Genomic DNA, 17,410 nt, shown 5'->3' with positions numbered 1-17,410 from the left:
CCAAGCGCAATACTATGCTTTGTAATCCCGGACGAAGCGACGAACGGGAGACATGTCAGTCCATTGGGGTAGTGGCCAATCCTGTTGCCTTCTGGGGGCAACGACCCTGGTTCGAATCCAGGATGGACTACTTTTCACACCTTCAAGCCCTTAGACGGTAGTTGGTGGAATAGTCAATAGCTATCCAAAATAATATACTTAGTCCAGTTTGCTCCGGAGTTTCTTCACAGTGAACATCTTGGTCAGTCCAGGTGTGTCGATTCTGAACTGGTGTGGTGGTGTCGTGGTCGCGTAGGTTTTCTCGACACGGGGTTCGCCTTCGGGCGGGTCGTTCAGCGCAGCCAGCACTTTGTGGCCATCGGGCTGGCTCGTGACGACCCAGATTGCTTCGTCAACGTCGGCGTCGGCGATCTTGTCGTAGTCCTCCGGGACGGCGCGGATGAGGTCGTGATTGACTCGTTCGGCTTCGACTGCGACGATGATGTCTCCGTCGTCGTCGACGCCGGCGAGGTCGAGCCGGCGTTTCTCGTCGATGTCGTGGTACGGAACGGTCTCCGTGACCCGCGAGTCGGGGTTCGCAACGTACTCCTGTTCGAGGTAGCGGCGTGCAATCTCGACGGCGAGCACGTGGAGGGAGGGCTCTTCGAGGTCGCCGGCGCCGTGGCCGTAGTCGACGCCTTGACGGTAGCTCTCGCCGATGACCTTCCGACCCTCGGGTGAGACGGTATAGAGCCTGTGCGGGTGGTCTGTATCGTGCCGGACCAGGTCTTCGTCGATGAGGTCCTGCACTGCGCCGTTATCGATGCCGACGTACTCCGTGAGTCGGATCATCGAGTCGTTGAGCAGGTCGTACTCCAGCGGGTCGTACCGTAACTGCTGTGCGTTGTAGACGGCCTGCATGAACAGCAGCTGTTCGATACTCCAGTCGGCGTCTGTGAGCTCTTCGGCGGTGAGTTTCAGGTTGAGGTTGCAGACGGGGATGTCGTCCCTGTCTGTGTCGTCGAGTGACGAGCAACACTCGATGGCGCGTTTCATCCCCTTGATGTCGGGGTCGTAGCGGTTCTCGCACTCTGTACAGTTGAGGGCGTGGATCGAATCGTCGTACGTGACGGTCGAGGGCATGCGCTTCGTGTAGGGGAGCGCGGAGTCGGTACGGGGGCTGGTGTCGGCTGGTTGTGGGTCCGGTTCGGGGTCAGTGATCGGTTCGACCGTGGTACTGGGCGAGTCCAGCACGAGGCCAGCGGACTCGAGCGTTCGTTCGTGGACGTCGAGCTTTGCGTCCTGGAACTTCCACTCCTCTCTCCGGGATGGATTGTGGCCGTGGGCCGGATGGCCTGCGGGCGGAGCGACGGACTCGACGGTGAACGGCCGTGGTTCCGGTTGACCGTATGCGGCTGGGAGTTTCACCATCCACTGGCCGCGCTGGAGTGCACGGAGGCGGTTTCCCACGTCTCTGGCGTCCATGTCGTCCGTGGCTAATCGAGCGGCGAGCTCTCTGTCGCGGGGCACGTTGCCCGTGACGACCGTGGAGACGTTGTTCAGGATCTCGTCGTAGGTTCGTCTGTCCTCCTTGAGCTGGGCGGGGAACTGCATGGCGAGCGTGACCGAGCAGCCGAAGCTGCGTGCTTGCGCGAGTAACTCTTGCAGGAGGTCGGAGTCGGCGACGCTGGCGGCCTCCTCGATGTAGAGGTTCGCGAGTTGCGGGTCGCCGTTGGACCGGCGCAGGCGGCGTCTCAGCGCCGTCCAGAGGTTCGACAGCATCACGAGCGTGAGCACGCGCTGTGCAGCCGGCCGGAGCGAGCCCGTGTCCAGGATGATGACGACGTTCTCGTCGAGGTAGTCGACAAGGTCGAAGTGTGGGTCGTCGCCTTCTGGCACGTGGTCGAAGATCGCGGCAAGTCGCTGGTCGATCGGAATCTTCTCGATGCGGTTCGCGACCCCCTGCATGATCTCGTCGAACGACCGGGCACGGTTCGCCGTGACTCCCGCAAGCATCCGTTCGAGGTCCGGGTCAGAGACCGCCGGTGCAGTCTGTCGTTCGTGGAGCTGGCGGACCGCTGCGTGTAGCTCTCGATGTGAGAAGGCGTCGGAGCCGTTCACCGGGTCGTAGAGCGCCTTCACCATGTAGCGAATCACGTCCGGGGAGCGAACGGCGCGTTCGAACCGTTCCGTGCCCATGACCTGGCCCAGAATCTCGAGGTAGTGGTCGACGCTGTCCTCGACGGCCGTGGTTCGTGGGACGCCCGCGTCGAGCTGGTCGCGGATGTCGAAGAACGAGAACGCCGGGAGGATTTTCGAGCAGTCGAAGTACAGCACGTTGTTCAGGTGGCCGTATTTCGCGTAGTGCGCCCGCATGTAGTCCGTCGCCATCCCGTCGCCCTTCGGGAGGACGAGGATGCTCGCGCCGTCCGTGGCCTGATGGTTGTCGAGGATCGCCGAGGTCATCGCTGTGGATTTTCCTGAACCAGTCTTCCCGAACCACGCGACGTGTAGCGGTGGGCGAACGGGACAGAAGCTGGACGTGCTCAGAGACTGAGCTCGAGAAGGGTCAGTTGGCCACCAACGGCTCTCTTTTTTTGCCATTGCTTCGCTGGTCAGGGGACGGGTCATCATCGAACCGGTTGGGACGGTCTTCGTCGCCCTGGCACCGCGTCCCCTCCTCCCCACCCACCGCTCCGTGCTCGCTCGCGAGACTCACTCCGTGCCTCCGTTCGTCTCACTCGCTGTGCGCGCAGCCACGACCTTTCTCATTTGAAGTCAGATTGTATCTTCCTGAGGTGGATTGTGAGTAAGTGTGCGGGTCTATCAAGAACTGGGCAGCGGGTGTAGAATCTGTTCCCCCGAACTCGCTTGGAGGGTATCGCCAACGCATTAGACGAGTATACGACACACCATAGTGCGATGGAGGCGGATTAAACACTACTGTATCCCCCAGAACGTAGATCTAAACCAATCGGCGCGTCCTCTACGCCCAAGAGAACTGGGGTACTAACTCTGAGGTCAGGTCAACAGAGCGAACGTGATTGGACGTGGCCGCTACTATCGTATCGGTGTTTCTCAGTCGACCTGTTCGATGTCGAGTAGCGGTTCATCACCAATTGAGACGTCCAACTCTGTGGTTTCTCTGTGGGTGAACCGATGACTATCTTCGGTCGATAATGACGAACCGCTGGCCTGTACCGTTTCACGTCCGAGCGTCACTTCGTCTGGCCCGTCGAGTGTCGCGTCGATAGAGACGTGAAGTTGAAACTCTCGATTAGTCGGCGCTGGAATTCCGAGGTCCTGGGGCTCGTCAGGAGTGCTGGTGAAGTCTGCGGAGAGGAACTCATCATCCCCAGACCGGAGCGTCAGTGATGTCTGTGCGTCGCTTCCCAACGAATTCGACACGGTGATTCGAACAAAACCTTCTTGTTTCATACTATTATCACTAATTGACTCGTTGTCCATATTCGATTCTGGAAAAACGGTAGAAACACTACCTAAACCAGTTAATACCGCCAAATTCGATAACACTGTTCTTCGCTCCATACATAGGAATAGTGGCGAAGTACTGAATATTTTATGCCTGAATCAGCGGGCTCTGAACGGCCCGAAGCTAACATCAAGATCGCGTTGGATTGCGAATGCTGCAGTGCCGAAGTCCACTGGTGTGTTATTGACAACCGTGCTCCCATTCACCATCCCAGCCACGACCGTGTGTGGGATGTTAATCGGGTAAATTCCAACCCAGGGACCACCCGAGTCACCTCCCTGCGCGACCTGTTCCCGTAGGACTTGGTCCTGCATCTGAATCGAGGAAGTCGACCCGTCTGGCGCCTGGCATTGAAGCGTGAAGTCGACCTCGGGGGCGTAAATCTCTGGGTTGGTGTCACACGTCGAACACCCATATTGAGACCAGGGGCTCGAGTTGACTGCGTCGGCGATCGAATCACGGGTATAGTATGCCCCAACTGGATAATCGTCGATGTGACCCTCGATCGTATTAGATATCCCATCTCGGTCACTGTTCTGACCGACTTCGATGGTCATCGCATCCAGGTTCGGGTCTGCATCGGCGACCGTCCCGAAGTCATCTCCCCATTGCTCTACGGTTGTACCTTCCTGATCCGACTCGTCGCAAGGTAGTGCAACGCCATGGCGACAGGTCAACATCCGGGGCTCGTCGCTGTTGTTATAGACCCGGCAAGTGGCGGTGTAATAGGAATCTGCCGGTACCATATCCTGTCTGTTCAGCGCAACCCCACCGGGTACCGTTTGGTACTCCTGCTGCCAGCAGTCTTTGAACTCGATCGGAATCTGATCGACAGCCTGAACACCGACACCGTGGCGTTCAGCAGCAATCTGGGCATCGTCTCTGGGACCCTCTGCGATCCCCATTACGACAGGTTTCCAGCGACCATCGACCTCATCGCCGTCAGGCACGATCGCCGTGATTGAACTTCCCTTGGTGTCTTTGAGGAGCTCACTCATCCGTTGCTTCTCACGACGGGCGGTCTGGAGCTGGTGATACCAGTCTTCGCTCACTCGCTTCGTCTCGATTGCCCGGTCCCGCTGTCGAATAGTCACGATTTCAGTCTTCCGTGAATCTCGAATCGAGCCGACAGCAGTGCCGGACCCTGCGACGAGTCCTATTCCAGTGACCGTCCCACTGGTGGCTTTCAGAATGTCACGTCGATTGGTTTCGATACCTGCTCCTTCGGTCTGTGCTTCGCCATCTTCTGGCTTGTACTCTGTCATAATTTGAGTACACTCAGAAATTTGTCGTAGCATATAATTTATACTTTTATTCTAGAAATCAACAATTTTATAGAGTGTAATAATTATACGAGAGCATTGGAGAGGCAACACATAAACAGTAAATGTGTATTAATGTACGCCCCTAACGAAAACAAATATTTTCAAGCAACAATGCTAGAATTGTTATTATAGTTCTCTCTTTGCGTTCTTTTGATACTCCTGGGTATCTCGCTGGGTAAGCAAATCCAATACCGGCCGATCTGGACGCAACTAATCACACCAAGCGAACCGAGATTAGCGCAGCAATCAACGGGCAACGAACAGATTCGAATCTTCCGAGCCGACGGAATCATGGGTCGCCTGGAACGACCAGCTTCAGAGCTTCCAGCTGGCACCGATTCCGTCGACCTCGAACGGCCGTGGCAGCTTCCGACCTAATTTGTTCTGATGCTCGTTGGACCTTTCAGCGAACGAATCATCGCGTGTTGGGTGGGTTGAGCCCACGTTAACCTACAAACCCTGCGTGTAGGTTATATACTGGAGGCGTCAGCGACGCACAGCGGCAGCACACGACCAAGGTAGTGGGCTGATATTCTGGCATCCCTGAGAAAGCTGATTTATCACTCCCCTGTCGGGTGAGGGAGATTCGAAAATTCCTCGGAGAACTTCGATGTCGTTCCAGAGAACGCAGACCGATAGCACAGACACTGACCGATCCGGGACGAGGGTCCAGTTCGACGACTCCGACACGCGTCGCGACGAGATGCATGATTCGCTCGAAGCGTGGGTCGAGCAGTTCGCCGAACTCTCGAACGAAGCGAGAGCCAGCGAAGAACTCCAGGAGTGGTTGGACGTTCAGTCGCGGTTCCACGACTACTCCTACCGGAACACGCTCCTGATCAAACACCAGTACCCCGAGGCGACGAAGGTCGCAGGCTACAACACCTGGCAGAACGAGTTCGACAGACACGTCACGGAGGGCGAGTCTGCGATCTGGATCTGGGCACCCATCATCGCGAAACGGTGCCCGGACTGCGGGAACTCGCAGTCCTACCACTCCAGTAGCGACTGTGAATACGACGAGACGTCACCCGAGGAGTGGGACAAAGGACTGGTCGGATTCAAGCCTGTGCCCGTGTTCGACGTCTCCCAGACCGAGGGCGAGCCACTCCCCGAACTCGATACGGCAGCGTGTGGGGACGGAGACGAACTCCTGGACGCCCTCCTCGGTGCTGCTCCCGAACTCGGCGTTCGTGTGAACATCGTCGAACCCGAAGAATGGACTCACGGAGCTGCAGCAGGTGTCTGCACCGAGCGGGGCGCGGACGATCATTCGCTATTCATCGAGGTTCGGGACGACGACAACGCGGCCCAGGTGGCGAGTGTCCTCGCGCACGAGTACGCACACGCCCTACTCCACTTCGATGTCGCCACCGCGGACGAACGCGAGAAGCGAGAGGTCGAAGCCGAGAGTACGGCCTACGTCGTCTCTCAGTACTTCGGACTCGATGCGTCTCGGAGTGCGCTCTACGTCGCCGCGTGGGACGGTGAGCCTGCCGAGGCTATCCAAGAACGGTTGAATCGAGTCGTGACGACGGCCCAGGCGATAATCGACGCAGTCGAGCGAGACTGAGTGCAGACCGCCTGCCAGTTTGTCGACCCCTGGGGGGTGAGGGGTGTCGTCGAGCCGGCGACGCTCCGGAGGACTACTGAAATGCCAGTTAGCAACAGCTATCCACGAACCTTCGACGAAGACGTCCCACTCGACCAACACACGAACTCTTGTCCTGAGTGCGATGGCCGACTCACCATGGATTCGGCCGAACGTGCCTGCGAGGACTGCGGGCTCGTCGTCACCGAGCAACGACTCGACCGCGGGCCGGACTGGCGCTCGTTCGACGAGGACACGCGGAGACGGGCGGGAGCACCACTGACGGCGGCACGACACGACCGAGGCCTCTCGACGACGATCGGGTACGGGAGCGACGGTAATGGGAATGGACTCACCAACCGAAAGCGACGACAGCTCCACCGCCTCCGTCGCGAGCACTCCCGAGGGCGGTACGAGAGCAAAGCCGACCGGAATCTTATGTACGGCTTCACCGAGATTCGACGCATCACTGGCGCTCTCGGGCTCGGTGATTCAATCCGTGACCAGGCGTGCTCGCTGTTCCGGACGGCGCAGTCCGAGGGCCTGCTGCACGGTCGGTCCATCGAGGGGATGGCAGCGGCCTGTGTCTACGCCTCGGCGCGATGTAACGGCCTGCCCCGGACGCTCGACGAGATCGCCAGCGTCGCTCGTGTCGAACAAGAGCGAGTACAGAATTCGTACAAATCCCTCAACGTTGAGCTCGGACTCCCAGCGCAGCCGATGACGCCCAGCGAGTTCGTTCCCCGACTTGCCTCCGAACTGGGGGTCCCCGATGGCCTCCAGCAGCGTGCGCTCGAACTCGCTCGTGAAGCCGAGCGTGCGGGTGTGACCAACGGCGTCCAGCCCTCAGGCTTCGCTGCGACCTGTCTGTACAGAGCCGGCCTGCGGTCGAAGTGGCTGACGCAGCGCGAGGTCGCCGAGGCTGCAGGGACGTCGACCGCGACAGTGCGGAACCATCGTGACACCCTTGTTGAGTTCGTTCTCTAATCGCCCAAACACTCAGCAACGACGAAGATGGCTATACGTGGAAGCTCGTGCCGCAGTCACGACAGGTTGCCCAGCCACCCTGCGAAACTTTCTGCTTCTCCCCACAGTCGGGACACTCACGCCAGACGGATCGGTTGTGATGGCTCACCAGCCAGTCATAGGGGGTCCGGTTACTTCACTCACGATGACTGCCGACCCTCGTTTATGCTCACCTGAGGGGTGAGGTGAGAACTGATTCCTACCAACGAAACACATCCACTGCGGAGACTCAAGTTCACCAAACGCGTCCGTCGACGCGCCGAGTACGAAGCCTTCGAGTTCACACTCGTCCCCGACGGCGTGCTCGTGACCAACTGCAGCCACGCCGACCCGAGCGAGCACCGGTACCTCGTGCGGGTCGTCGACGGACTGCCTGCATCGTGTAGCTGCCCTGCCGACGAGCGATTCGACGGCGCGTGCAAACACCGCGTCGCCGTCGCGATTCGTAGTCCTGTCCTCGATGCAGCTGTCGACGTCAGTGTCGTGACGGACGGCGGGAGCAGAGTCGGCGATAGTTGGGACGTAGAGACCGACGACGACCCGGGCTGTGATTGCGAAGCGCTTCCCGACGGTGTGCCGTGCTGGCCCTGCTACCGTGACGGGGAGTCGACGTTTGACCCGGTCGACCGGTCGTCGCACACTCCCTGACTGACGGCTCGGCGCAGAGCCAGTTTATCGCGCTGGCAACGGGGTGCCAGCGTGCGAGATGGGGCACCGCGATACCGAGTTCCCGTCGACGCGCTGGCGAGTGTGATTCCATGCACCAGATCATCTACACGCTCGTCGACGCAGAGTCCGAAGAAGAAGCTCTGGAACAGGCGACGGTGACGTTCGACCGGTTGGTCGGCGCACGGCTGGATGAACGGCCCGTGTTCGATTACTACGTCACCTTCGACGACGAAGACGCAGCCGTCGCCGGGAAGTCCCGGTGGGGTGAGCGCCCGGTTGCGGCTCCAGTCGACTCCCACGAGGGCGCACGCTTGCTCAAGCGCGGCTGGGATGCGACCGTCGCGGAGTTCGAACGTAACCTCGAGAAAGTCGATGAAGCCCTCGAAGAGATGACCGTCGCGGAGATGATGCACGACAAGGCGCTCGTTCGACACGCCTGCAACAACATCGGGTCGTTCCGTGGGCCCTCGCTGTTCCTCTACGACAGCCACAGAAACGGGATCAGGAACCGGTCACATCTTGACCGAATTCTGAGCTCGGCCGACTCGCTGTGGATCGTCCCTGCGGACGTCCACTACTGACGGGAAGTCCCCCTCTAATTCGATTTCGTGCGGTTACTCTATTCACTTGTGTCCACCACCCACCAACCACCTCCCCACCCTCCGCTCCGTGCTCGCTTCGCTGCGCGCGCAGCCACGACCTATTTCAGCTGAGGGGCACACTCCGTACGAATCCGTAACGAGAAGCGAGTACCGACCGAAAATCGTGCTGGTGCTCGCTGCTACTGCGCCAGCAGTCCGCCGTCGATGATTATCGGTTGTCCCATGAGGTACGACGCCTCCTCGGAACAGAGCCAGACGACGGCGTTGGCTATCTCCCGGGGGTCGCCGAGACGTCCGGCAGGGATGGCCGCGGTGATGCGTTCCATCTCCTCGGCGTTGTCCTCACCGGCCTGTTGGACCATCGGCGTGTCGATGACGCCCGGACAGACGGCGTTGAATCGGATGCCGTCTTCGGCGTAGTCGACCGTGGCCCGTCGGGTCAGTCCGATGACGCCGTGTTTGCTGGCGGCGTAGTGTGCACTCCCGTTCGCGCTCACGCCAGCGACCGAGGAGGTGTTGACGATGGCGCCACCACCGCGCTCGATCATCTCAGGTATCTCTGCTCGCAGACACCGCCAGACACCCTTCAGGTTCACGTCGATCATCCGGTCCCACGCCGCTTCGTCGTAGTCGGCGAGACGGGTCCCCTCGTCCGCGATGCCAGCGTTGTTGTGTGCGAAATCCAGCCCGCCGTACTCGTCGAGTGCCGTCTGTACCATCGCGTCTACGTCGTCGGAGTCGGTGACGTCTGTCCTGACGAACGTCGCTTCGCCGCCGTCACCTTCGATCATCTCGACCGTCTCGTGGCCGCCGTCCTCGTCGACATCGGCGACGACGACGTTCGCTCCCGCCTCGGCGAACCGAAGCGATGTCTGTCGACCGATACCCGAGCCGCCACCAGTGACGACCGCGACTCCGTCCTGTATTCCCTTCATGGTATCAATCGCCACGCAGCTGGGCGCGGCGTGGTAACATTTGACACCCGCTCGCAATAGGTGTATCGTCGCTCATCGACGCCGGCATCGTGGAACTGCTGGTCGACCGATATCGTGGATCGTCATCGGGCCGACGGCGAGCGCGTAAAGCAGCCTGCAATAGCCGCCAGAATGTCTGAATCCAGTCACAGACGGACGAGTATAGCAATTAGATATTTGTCAGTAGACACCTTCGACTACTGGACATGACGTTCTGTAGTGAATGTGGGTCGATGCTCAGCCCCGACCGTGGTGCAGACAGGTGTACGGAGTGCGGTTCCTCGGCCGACAAGGCAGAAGTAACGGATGGTGGGACGAACACGAGTGCCACAGCCCACACGGAGTTAGAGACACTCCCCACGACATCCTCTGGGGCCGTAAAGAAGGCAGACGCGATGGAGTGGTTAGAGGAACTCGACCGACCGACGTCAGCAGAGCTCAAGCGATCGGTGATCGAGAAGCCGAGTGATTTCTCTGGGAGCACATACCCCACGGATATTTCGACGATTCGACTCACGGGCGATCCCTCGTTCATCGAGACTGTCGCTGGATTGTTCAGCTGGATCGTCGAGATGGAGGACTACAGCAGGCGGGTCGAGATCAATCTCCAACGGACGGAAGACCGAGACACTGGGGAGCAGACCGATAACTACGCGCTCTATCTCTCGGTCGCTGAGCGGGGGGGTTCGTAGTAACGTTCTCGCGGGTCACGCACAGACGACAGGGCTCAGACGTCGAACCCGGCTTCGCGAAGTGCATCTTCGATACCCCCGAACTGCTCACGGTAGGCTAGGTAGCCGAAGTCGGTCTTCTCGTCGAGGTCCGCAGGGGTCGGGAGTCCGTCGGCTTGCTGGTAGACACCGACCAGTTGAACGAGCAACTGCTGTTCGTCGGGGAAGGACCCGGTCTGTTCCGCGTCGTCGTCGGGCGTAGCCCGTTGTTTCGTCGCCCACGTGAGACCGTAGTCACCGGATTCGAGACTCTCGATGTTCTCCGCGAGGTACCGCTGTTCGGTCGCGACTGTCCGCGGCATCGGAAGGAGCCCGTCTGCAGCGAACAGGGTACACGAAGGACAGACAGTCCGTTCAGTTCTGTCGTCGAGATCGATAGTCTCCAGTGCGGTGTCGAACTTCTCGCGACAGATATCACAGACGGACGGGCTCGACGACGCAGAGTCGAACGTGAATTCGTCGAGGGCCTCGAGGACCTGGTCGAACCCCGTACGTGCCGTACGGTACTCTTCGACGGCCCTCTCGATATCAGAGTCCCTGAACGCCTCGTCACCCGCGTCGCGGTGTTGCAGCGCCTCGTCGTACAGCTGCACCAGTTCACGGTGATCGCTCGATGGGTCGAGACTCGCCAGTCGTCCCTCGAGCCGGTCGCGAAGTTCGGCTACACGACGGTGTACCCCCTCTCGCTCGTCTGGCGCACGCTGCTCGACGCGTTCGAGTTCTGTGACTGCCTGCTCGTACTCGTCGGCGGCCGAGTCGAACGCGCCACGCAGCCTGTCGTCGTCCCCGGACTCGATGTGGCTCTCGACGGCGTTCAGCAGGTCGTCGAGTTCCTGTGCCGCCCGCTCGTCCTCTACCCGTTCGATGGTCTCGAGCACCGTGCGACAGCGCTCCTGTAGCGAGCGGGAGTCGGACGATGGAATCGCTCTCGCGTGCTGGAACTGCTCCAGCGCGGCCTCCAGCTGTTCGACAGCCAGTTCGTACTGGCCGCTGTCCGCTCGTTCGACGCCTGCAGACGCCAGTCGTTCTCCCTGTTCGACGTGCTGGGCGACTCTGAACTCGTCGGCGTCGTCGTACGGCAGCACTCCCCAGTCGTGGCTTTCGTCGCCGGTCGTCTCGACGTGGTCCACGACGGCATCGAGCCGATCGGTGTAGGAACAGCCGTCGGCGGGACAGGTGACGGGATCGGTCATCGGATAGTGCAGAGGAGTAGATACGACCTCTCGAACCAAAAAGACTGCCTCAGCCTGCTCACACCCACGCCAGGTCGTCGTTGTGCGAGCGCAGATACGCCGAATCCACGGCGCCGTCGGGCACGCCGACGCGCTCGCCGTCGCGGTTCAGAATCGTCCGTTCCAGCAGCTCGCTCTCGGTCTCGAAGTCGGGCTGGACGACGAGCCGGTACTCCTCGTCGAGTGTGAACAGGTTCCGGTCGAAGGCGGCGTGGTGGGTCTTATCGAGCACGAGCACGTTCGAGAGGTCGGCACGGTGGTCGGGGTACTCGCTCCAGGGGAGGACGTGCGCCACATCGAGCAGACCGGGATGGTCCACACCGGAGACGGGACACGTCCGCTCGTACCGGAACAGCGCGGTCGCGCGGAACTCGGGGTCCACTGAGCGGGTCTGGACAGTGGTCTCGTACGTGCCGGCTGTCATCGCATCGCTCTCATCGGCCTCCACGGTCCAGTCGGCGCCCGCCCAATCCGTGACGGCACCCTCGACGAACTCCCGACCGTCGTCGGTGAGCGCGTACTCCTCGCCACGTTTCTCGACGAGGCCCATGCTGCGGAGCCAGTTCGCGCGCTGTTTCGGCATGTCGGTCTCGCCGGGGGCCCAGCCGAGTTCGGGGTGGGTGTCGAGCTGCTGCTCGCCGATCTCGTGGATGGTCATTGGGGCGACGGCGAGCGCGTAGAGGAGGCTGCGGAGGCCGACGTTGCGGTCGCACATGATGCGCAGCAGCGTCTCGGTGTCGTGCGCTTCGGTGTAGGCCTCGCCGTTCGGCCCGAGGCTCCAGCCCTCCGGCCCCTCGGCGAGGAAGCCGACCCTGCGGAGGTACCGGAGACGGCGCATGATCGAATCAGCGCTCGCCACGTTCGCGAACTGGCCGCGATGCCAGCCGACCAGCTCGTCGGTCGACGGAGTATGGGCGTCGACGAATTCGAGGATGGCGTCGAGCGTCTCGACGTACCGGGTCGCCCCGCCGAACATGGGGACGATGGAGCGGACGCGCGTGTCCTGCATACGGGGTGGTCACGCGGGCGTCGGATTATCCTTCTGCCCGACTGGGACACTCGCAGACGCAGGGGCGGCTCACTCGATGTCGACGATGCTGACGGACGGACAGCGTGCGAGGTCGAAGCCGAGAATACGCCCGCAGCTCGATCCGGGTCTCGTCCAGCTTCGGGTTGTACATCGGTTCTGTAGACCGAGTTGTAGACGGCCGACCAAACCCGACAGACGGCAAACGTTTCAGTCTTTGAGATAATATAGTATATTGGTTATTCGGCGGACCAGCCCTGGCTTCATCAGCAGCCGCTGTGTCGCCTCTCGGTCCACGAACTCGGAACCCATCTCGTCTATACAGCCGTCGAGGCGGCCGTCCGCTGGCATAGACCATCCGAAACCGCCACACCTCACCGTTCGATCTGCGTCGGAACACGATCCCGCGGGCGGGGCATCTGTCGACGTGCTGTGTTTCCGTCGATCGCGGGGTGCTTGCTGACCGCGGCCGGTGACGGGAGAGGTAGCGCGAGTACAGCGAGCGGCCCAAAACCACGTACTTCGAGCCGGTTCGACGGTGGCGGCCAGGAGCCGCCCGAAGCAGCTGGAAGTGTCCCGTATCTACCGGGTGAGAGGTTGGAGAGGTGTCAATCAACACGATTCGACCTCGGCCGGAGGTGAAAGATAAGAAATTTGGTTGGAGCCCAAAGTAGACAGGAACTGTATCTTTCTGTGTTCGCCGGGTTGGAGCGGTCGAGCGGCGGAGTGGACAGGTATAACTCGGGGCGGGAAGATGTACACATATGACTGGTGAGGGTTCGGGGTCGCCGTCGAACAAGGTCGACCGCGTCGTCGAGAAGTACGGGCTGGACGGTCTCGCGGACGAACTGGCGGCGCGCTGGCTCGGGGTCGATGGTGACCAGGCAAGCACCCGCGAGCTGGCGGCGTTCTTCAACAGGCGGGTGCTGGCGGCGGCAGTGGACGGGAGTGATGCGTTCACGCTCACGGGGAGTGTCGACGAGCTGTACCACGGGTTGACCGACGAGGATGGGGACTCGACGCTGGTGCGGTCACGACTGGAGCAACACGGCGTCGACGTGGACGCAGTCACCGGGGACTTCGTCTCTCACCAGACGGTCTATCGGTACCTGAAGGACCATCGCGAGCTGGAACAACCCGAGACATCTGCCGAGGAGCGGGTGGAGAACGCGATCGAGACCGTCCAGCGGCTCCGCGGGCGGACGACCGCGGTCGCGGAACGCACCGTGGAGTCGCTCGCAGCCAACGAGCTCGTGGACGTCGGGGAGTTCAGCGTCCTGAACGACGTCCAGGTGCTCTGTGAGGACTGCGGTCGGAGCGACGATGTGACGACGTTCATCGAGCGCGGCGGCTGTCGGTGCGCGGACGAGGACTGAACGGGGCTCGCCGAACCCACGCCGGCCTGCCGGTCGGGACGTCGCGAGCGGACACCTGACTGGTGTGAGAGTGTGGAATCGGATGGGCATCGGGTCTCGACGCTGGTCGACATGTCGGTAGGAAGGCTTTAGGTGCGAACCCTGCTGTTGTGAGGTATGAGTCAGTCTTCGCAGCAGGAACAGCCAGTACGTCTCTCCGTCGAGAACATCGGCGGTATCTCCGAGACGACGGTGACGTTCGAACGGGGCGTGAACGTGCTTTCGGGCCGGAACGCGACGAATCGGACGTCGCTGCTTCGTGCGATCATGGCTGCACTCGGGAGCGACGACGTCTCCCTGAAGCGAGACGCCGACGAGGGCTCCGTGGAGCTGGATATCGATGGCGAGACGTACACGCGACGGGTGCGGCGCGTGAACGGGAGCGTCGTGCTGGACGGCGAGCCCTACCTCGACGACCCGGAGCTCGCGGACCTGTTCGCGTTCCTGCTCACGACGAACGAGACACGAACGGCAGTCCTGACCGAGCAGGACCTCCGGGAGATCATCATGCGGCCGGTGGACACGACGGCGATCAAGCGCGAGATAGAGTCCTCCGAGGAGGAGAAGCTCCGGGTCGACGAGGAGCTGGAGGAACTGGCGGCGGTCCAGCAACGGCTCCCGAAGCTGGAGGGGGAGCGCGCGACGTTGACCGACCGCATCGAAGAGACCGAAGCGGAGCTGGCAGCCAAACGCGAGGAGCTGGCGGACGCGGAGGCGACGGTCGACGAGTCGAGGAGCCAGCAGCGAGCGGTCGACGAGAAGATGTCGGAGCTGGGCGACGTCCGGTCGGACCTCGAGAGCGTCCGCCAGGAGTTACGGGCCCAGCGGGAGAGTCTGGATTCGTTGCAGGCTGACCACGACGAACTGACGACAGCCGAGTCCGAACTCCCGGATTCGCCGGCGGGCGAGATCGAGGAGATCGACGCACAGATAGACGATCTCCGCGCGGAGAAGCAGTCGCTGCAGTCGGAGTTGAACGCGCTCCAGCGCGTCATCCAGTTCAACGAGGATCAGCTGGAGGGCGCGGGTGAGAGCGTCCTCGAAGACCTCGTCGAGTCGTCGGCGCGCGAGGGGTCGGGGAACGTCACCGACGAGCTCGTCGAGCCATCGGAGTCGGTGATGTGCTGGACCTGTGGCCGGGAGGCGGACCGGGAGCACGTCGAGGCGACGCTCGAACGGCTCAGGGAGCTGCGGCAGTCGAAGCTCCAGGCGAGTGGCGACCTCGACGACCGCATCGACGAGCTGTCCGAACGACGCATCGAGTTCGAGGAGAAGCAACGCCAGCGCGAGCAGGTGAAGCGGCGGCTCCACGAGACCGAAGCCAGGATCGACTCCCGTGAGGAACGGATCGAGGAACTCGTCGACCGCCGCGAAACGCTGGAGGAGGAGATCGCGGAGATCGAGGAGACCGTCGAGGCGATGCAGACCCAGAACGACGACACGGTGCTGACGCTGCACAAGGAGGCCAACCAGCTGGAGGTCGACCTGAACCAGCTGGAGCGGGAGCGTCGGGAGGTCGTCGAGGAGATCGAGACGATGGAGGCGGAGCTGGAGCGACGTGCGGAGTTGCGCGAGCGACGTGCGGAGGTCACGTCGCGGTTGACGGACCTGCGCACGCGCATCGACCAGATCGAGTCGGAGGCGGTGGCGGCGTTCAACGAGCACATGGAGACGGTGCTGTCGGCGCTGGAGTACGAGAACCTGGCGCGGATCTGGATCGAGCGGGTGGACGGCGAGGGTGAACAGGGGCGCCGGGCCGAGGAGGCGTCAATGTTCGCACTCCACATCGTCCGCGAGTCCGAGGACGGTGCGGCCTACGAGGACGAGCTCGGGCACCTCAGCGAGAGCGAACGCGAGGTCACCGGGCTGGTGTTCGCGCTGGCGGGCTACCTCGTGCACGACGTCCACGAGGAGGTGCCGTTCATGCTCCTTGACTCGGTGGAGGCCATCGATTCGGACCGGATAGCGCGCCTGATCCGCCACTTCGAGTCGTATCCGGACTACCTCGTGGCGGCGTTGCTCCCGGAGGACGCGGCCGCGACGGACGACGAGTATCCGGTCGTCACCGAGATCTGACCGGAACCCGAACTGTCCTCGAGGTGCGGCGCTCTACTCGGTCCCTCGTGAGTACAGAGATGGTGTTACGGACATAGGAGCGTAACACCTTCCGGACGAAGTGAGTTACAGCGATAGTGCTGTAACACATCCTGGTCGCGAGGGTGTTACTGCAGTCCGTCGAAGGAGATGTTCGTCACGACCAGCTCGTACACCTCCATGTTCTCGAACACTGCTCCCCACCCGCCGATGGTGTAGGCGTCCTCGCCCCGGTCGAGTTCGATGGTCGCGATACCGGCGAGTTCCTCGAGCGACGGTCGCCCGTCGGTACCCGGGCGGCGCCCGTACCAGATATCGGTCACGCTGCCGTCGACGGTCCGTACCCGGTTCTCGTCGTTGTCCCAGCCGGTCGCCACCACCTCGATGCGGACGCCGTCGCGCCAGAGCTCCACGAAGTCCTGGATGAACTCCTCGATGCTGATGTACGGCAGCGGTCCGTCGCGGGCCGTGTACACCTGTCGCTGGACCGCCCACAGGCACGTCTGGAAGTACCAGTGGAAGATGAACGAGAGGATGTCGTCGTTGATGATGACGCCGTAGGGATTCCGACTGCGGTCGTTCGGTGCGAAGAACGTGTGCGTCCGGTCGACGACGGCGAGGAACGGTCCGGGGATCTCGCACTCCCGGACCTCCATCGCGACGCCGTCCAGCGACAGTTCCTCGTCGACCGCGGTCGAATCGTCGTCGTTGTACACGGAGAGGCGGATGAGGATGCCGTCCTCGTGGGCGTCCCGGAGGACGGGGAGGAGCGCTTCGGTCTGCTCGATGGTCGCCGCGAGCTCGATGGCGTTCTCGGCGTCGGAGAGCGACGTCCGCACCCGTTCGTGGATCGTCGACTGGTGCTTGACGACGCTCATCTGGTAGTCCTCCTCGTACGGTTCCTTCCAGCGTTCCTCTATCTCGTCGGCGGCGTCGAGGACATCGCGGTACGACCGCAGTTCGTTGAGGACGTTCACCGGGTCGCTCGGTCGGGCGTGCAGCTGCTCGCGGTCGATGGTCTCGACGTAGCCCCGCTCCTCGAGGTCGTCGAGTACCTTGTAGACCTGCGCAACCGGGACCGTGGAATGCTTCGCGACGTCGACGGCCGGCGCGATACCCAGCTTGAGGAGCGTGAGGTACGCGTCGGCCTGGTACTCGGTCAGGCCGGCGCGTTCGAGGGCATCCCGGACGTCTTCGGTCTCCATGTCCCAATAGACGCAGAGTAGGAAACATAGTCATTGGGGGTACCACC

At 61.8% G+C, this 17,410-nt stretch carries 14 protein-coding genes and 1 tRNA gene; 8 read left to right on the top strand and 7 right to left on the bottom strand.

Going from position 1 to position 17,410, the window contains the following annotated elements:
• Window positions 1–57: 57 nt before the first annotated feature.
• Window positions 58–130, top strand: a tRNA-Gln gene (locus tag ACSG06_RS00870).
• Window positions 131–198: 68 nt separating this feature from the next.
• Here the strand turns inward: ACSG06_RS00870 and ACSG06_RS00865 are convergent.
• The 3 genes from ACSG06_RS00865 to ACSG06_RS00855 form a co-directional block, all read right to left on the bottom strand.
• Window positions 199–2,445, bottom strand: coding sequence for a TraM recognition domain-containing protein (locus ACSG06_RS00865; RefSeq protein ID WP_440988370.1), 2,247 nt, complete (start codon window positions 2,443–2,445; stop codon window positions 199–201).
• 612 nt (window positions 2,446–3,057) lie between these two features.
• Complete coding sequence (locus ACSG06_RS00860) at window positions 3,058–3,528, bottom strand: hypothetical protein (protein ID WP_440988369.1); 471 nt, start codon at window positions 3,526–3,528, stop codon at window positions 3,058–3,060.
• A 42-nt stretch (window positions 3,529–3,570) separates the two neighbouring features.
• Entirely contained in the window at window positions 3,571–4,737 is a 1,167-nt protein-coding gene (locus ACSG06_RS00855) for a hypothetical protein (protein WP_256401027.1), read from the bottom strand.
• Between the two features lie 670 nt (window positions 4,738–5,407).
• Between ACSG06_RS00855 and ACSG06_RS00850 the strand changes: the two genes are divergently transcribed.
• From ACSG06_RS00850 to ACSG06_RS00835, 4 genes are all read left to right on the top strand, one after another.
• Window positions 5,408–6,370, top strand: a complete 963-nt coding sequence (locus ACSG06_RS00850) for a M78 family metallopeptidase domain-containing protein (protein WP_440988368.1) — start codon at window positions 5,408–5,410, stop codon at window positions 6,368–6,370.
• 81 nt (window positions 6,371–6,451) lie between these two features.
• On the top strand, window positions 6,452–7,375 hold the full coding sequence (locus ACSG06_RS00845) for a transcription initiation factor IIB (protein WP_440988367.1): 924 nt from the start codon (window positions 6,452–6,454) through the stop codon (window positions 7,373–7,375).
• 339 nt (window positions 7,376–7,714) lie between these two features.
• Window positions 7,715–8,062 carry an SWIM zinc finger family protein gene (locus tag ACSG06_RS00840; RefSeq protein WP_440988366.1) on the top strand — a complete coding sequence of 116 codons (348 nt, stop codon included), beginning with the start codon at window positions 7,715–7,717 and terminating at the stop codon, window positions 8,060–8,062.
• 110 nt (window positions 8,063–8,172) lie between these two features.
• A complete protein-coding gene (locus tag ACSG06_RS00835) occupies window positions 8,173–8,664 on the top strand; it encodes a DUF7995 family protein (protein ID WP_440988365.1) in 492 nt (163 codons plus the stop codon).
• A 200-nt stretch (window positions 8,665–8,864) separates the two neighbouring features.
• On the opposite strand, the gene ACSG06_RS00830 is transcribed toward ACSG06_RS00835, so the two are convergent.
• Window positions 8,865–9,620 carry a glucose 1-dehydrogenase gene (locus tag ACSG06_RS00830; protein WP_440988364.1) on the bottom strand — a complete coding sequence of 252 codons (756 nt, stop codon included), beginning with the start codon at window positions 9,618–9,620 and terminating at the stop codon, window positions 8,865–8,867.
• A gap of 272 nt (window positions 9,621–9,892) precedes the next feature.
• On the opposite strand from ACSG06_RS00830, the gene ACSG06_RS00825 reads away from it, so the two are divergent.
• Window positions 9,893–10,351 carry a hypothetical protein gene (locus ACSG06_RS00825; RefSeq protein WP_440988363.1) on the top strand — a complete coding sequence of 153 codons (459 nt, stop codon included), beginning with the start codon at window positions 9,893–9,895 and terminating at the stop codon, window positions 10,349–10,351.
• Between the two features lie 35 nt (window positions 10,352–10,386).
• On the opposite strand, the gene ACSG06_RS00820 is transcribed toward ACSG06_RS00825, so the two are convergent.
• Together ACSG06_RS00820 and ACSG06_RS00815 are read right to left on the bottom strand one after the other, a co-directional pair.
• The gene (locus ACSG06_RS00820) at window positions 10,387–11,583 is read right to left on the bottom strand and encodes a hypothetical protein (protein WP_440988362.1); all 1,197 of its coding nucleotides are present in this window, start codon (window positions 11,581–11,583) and stop codon (window positions 10,387–10,389) included.
• A gap of 58 nt (window positions 11,584–11,641) precedes the next feature.
• Window positions 11,642–12,631, bottom strand: coding sequence for an HNH endonuclease (locus tag ACSG06_RS00815; protein ID WP_440988361.1), 990 nt, complete (start codon window positions 12,629–12,631; stop codon window positions 11,642–11,644).
• Between the two features lie 782 nt (window positions 12,632–13,413).
• On the opposite strand from ACSG06_RS00815, the gene rdfA reads away from it, so the two are divergent.
• Together rdfA and ACSG06_RS00805 are read left to right on the top strand one after the other, a co-directional pair.
• Complete coding sequence (gene rdfA, locus ACSG06_RS00810) at window positions 13,414–14,025, top strand: rod-determining factor RdfA (protein ID WP_440988360.1); 612 nt, start codon at window positions 13,414–13,416, stop codon at window positions 14,023–14,025.
• Between the two features lie 156 nt (window positions 14,026–14,181).
• A complete protein-coding gene (locus ACSG06_RS00805) occupies window positions 14,182–16,140 on the top strand; it encodes an archaea-specific SMC-related protein (protein WP_440988359.1) in 1,959 nt (652 codons plus the stop codon).
• Window positions 16,141–16,286: 146 nt separating this feature from the next.
• On the opposite strand, the gene ACSG06_RS00800 is transcribed toward ACSG06_RS00805, so the two are convergent.
• On the bottom strand, window positions 16,287–17,363 hold the full coding sequence (locus ACSG06_RS00800; RefSeq protein WP_440988358.1) for a TrmB family transcriptional regulator: 1,077 nt from the start codon (window positions 17,361–17,363) through the stop codon (window positions 16,287–16,289).
• Window positions 17,364–17,410: the final 47 nt, after the last annotated feature.

Source organism: Haloarchaeobius baliensis, assembly GCF_052060055.1.
GTDB classification, from domain to species: Archaea; Halobacteriota; Halobacteria; order Halobacteriales; family Natrialbaceae; genus Haloarchaeobius; species Haloarchaeobius baliensis.
This window is presented reverse-complemented; position numbering and strand designations above follow the sequence as displayed.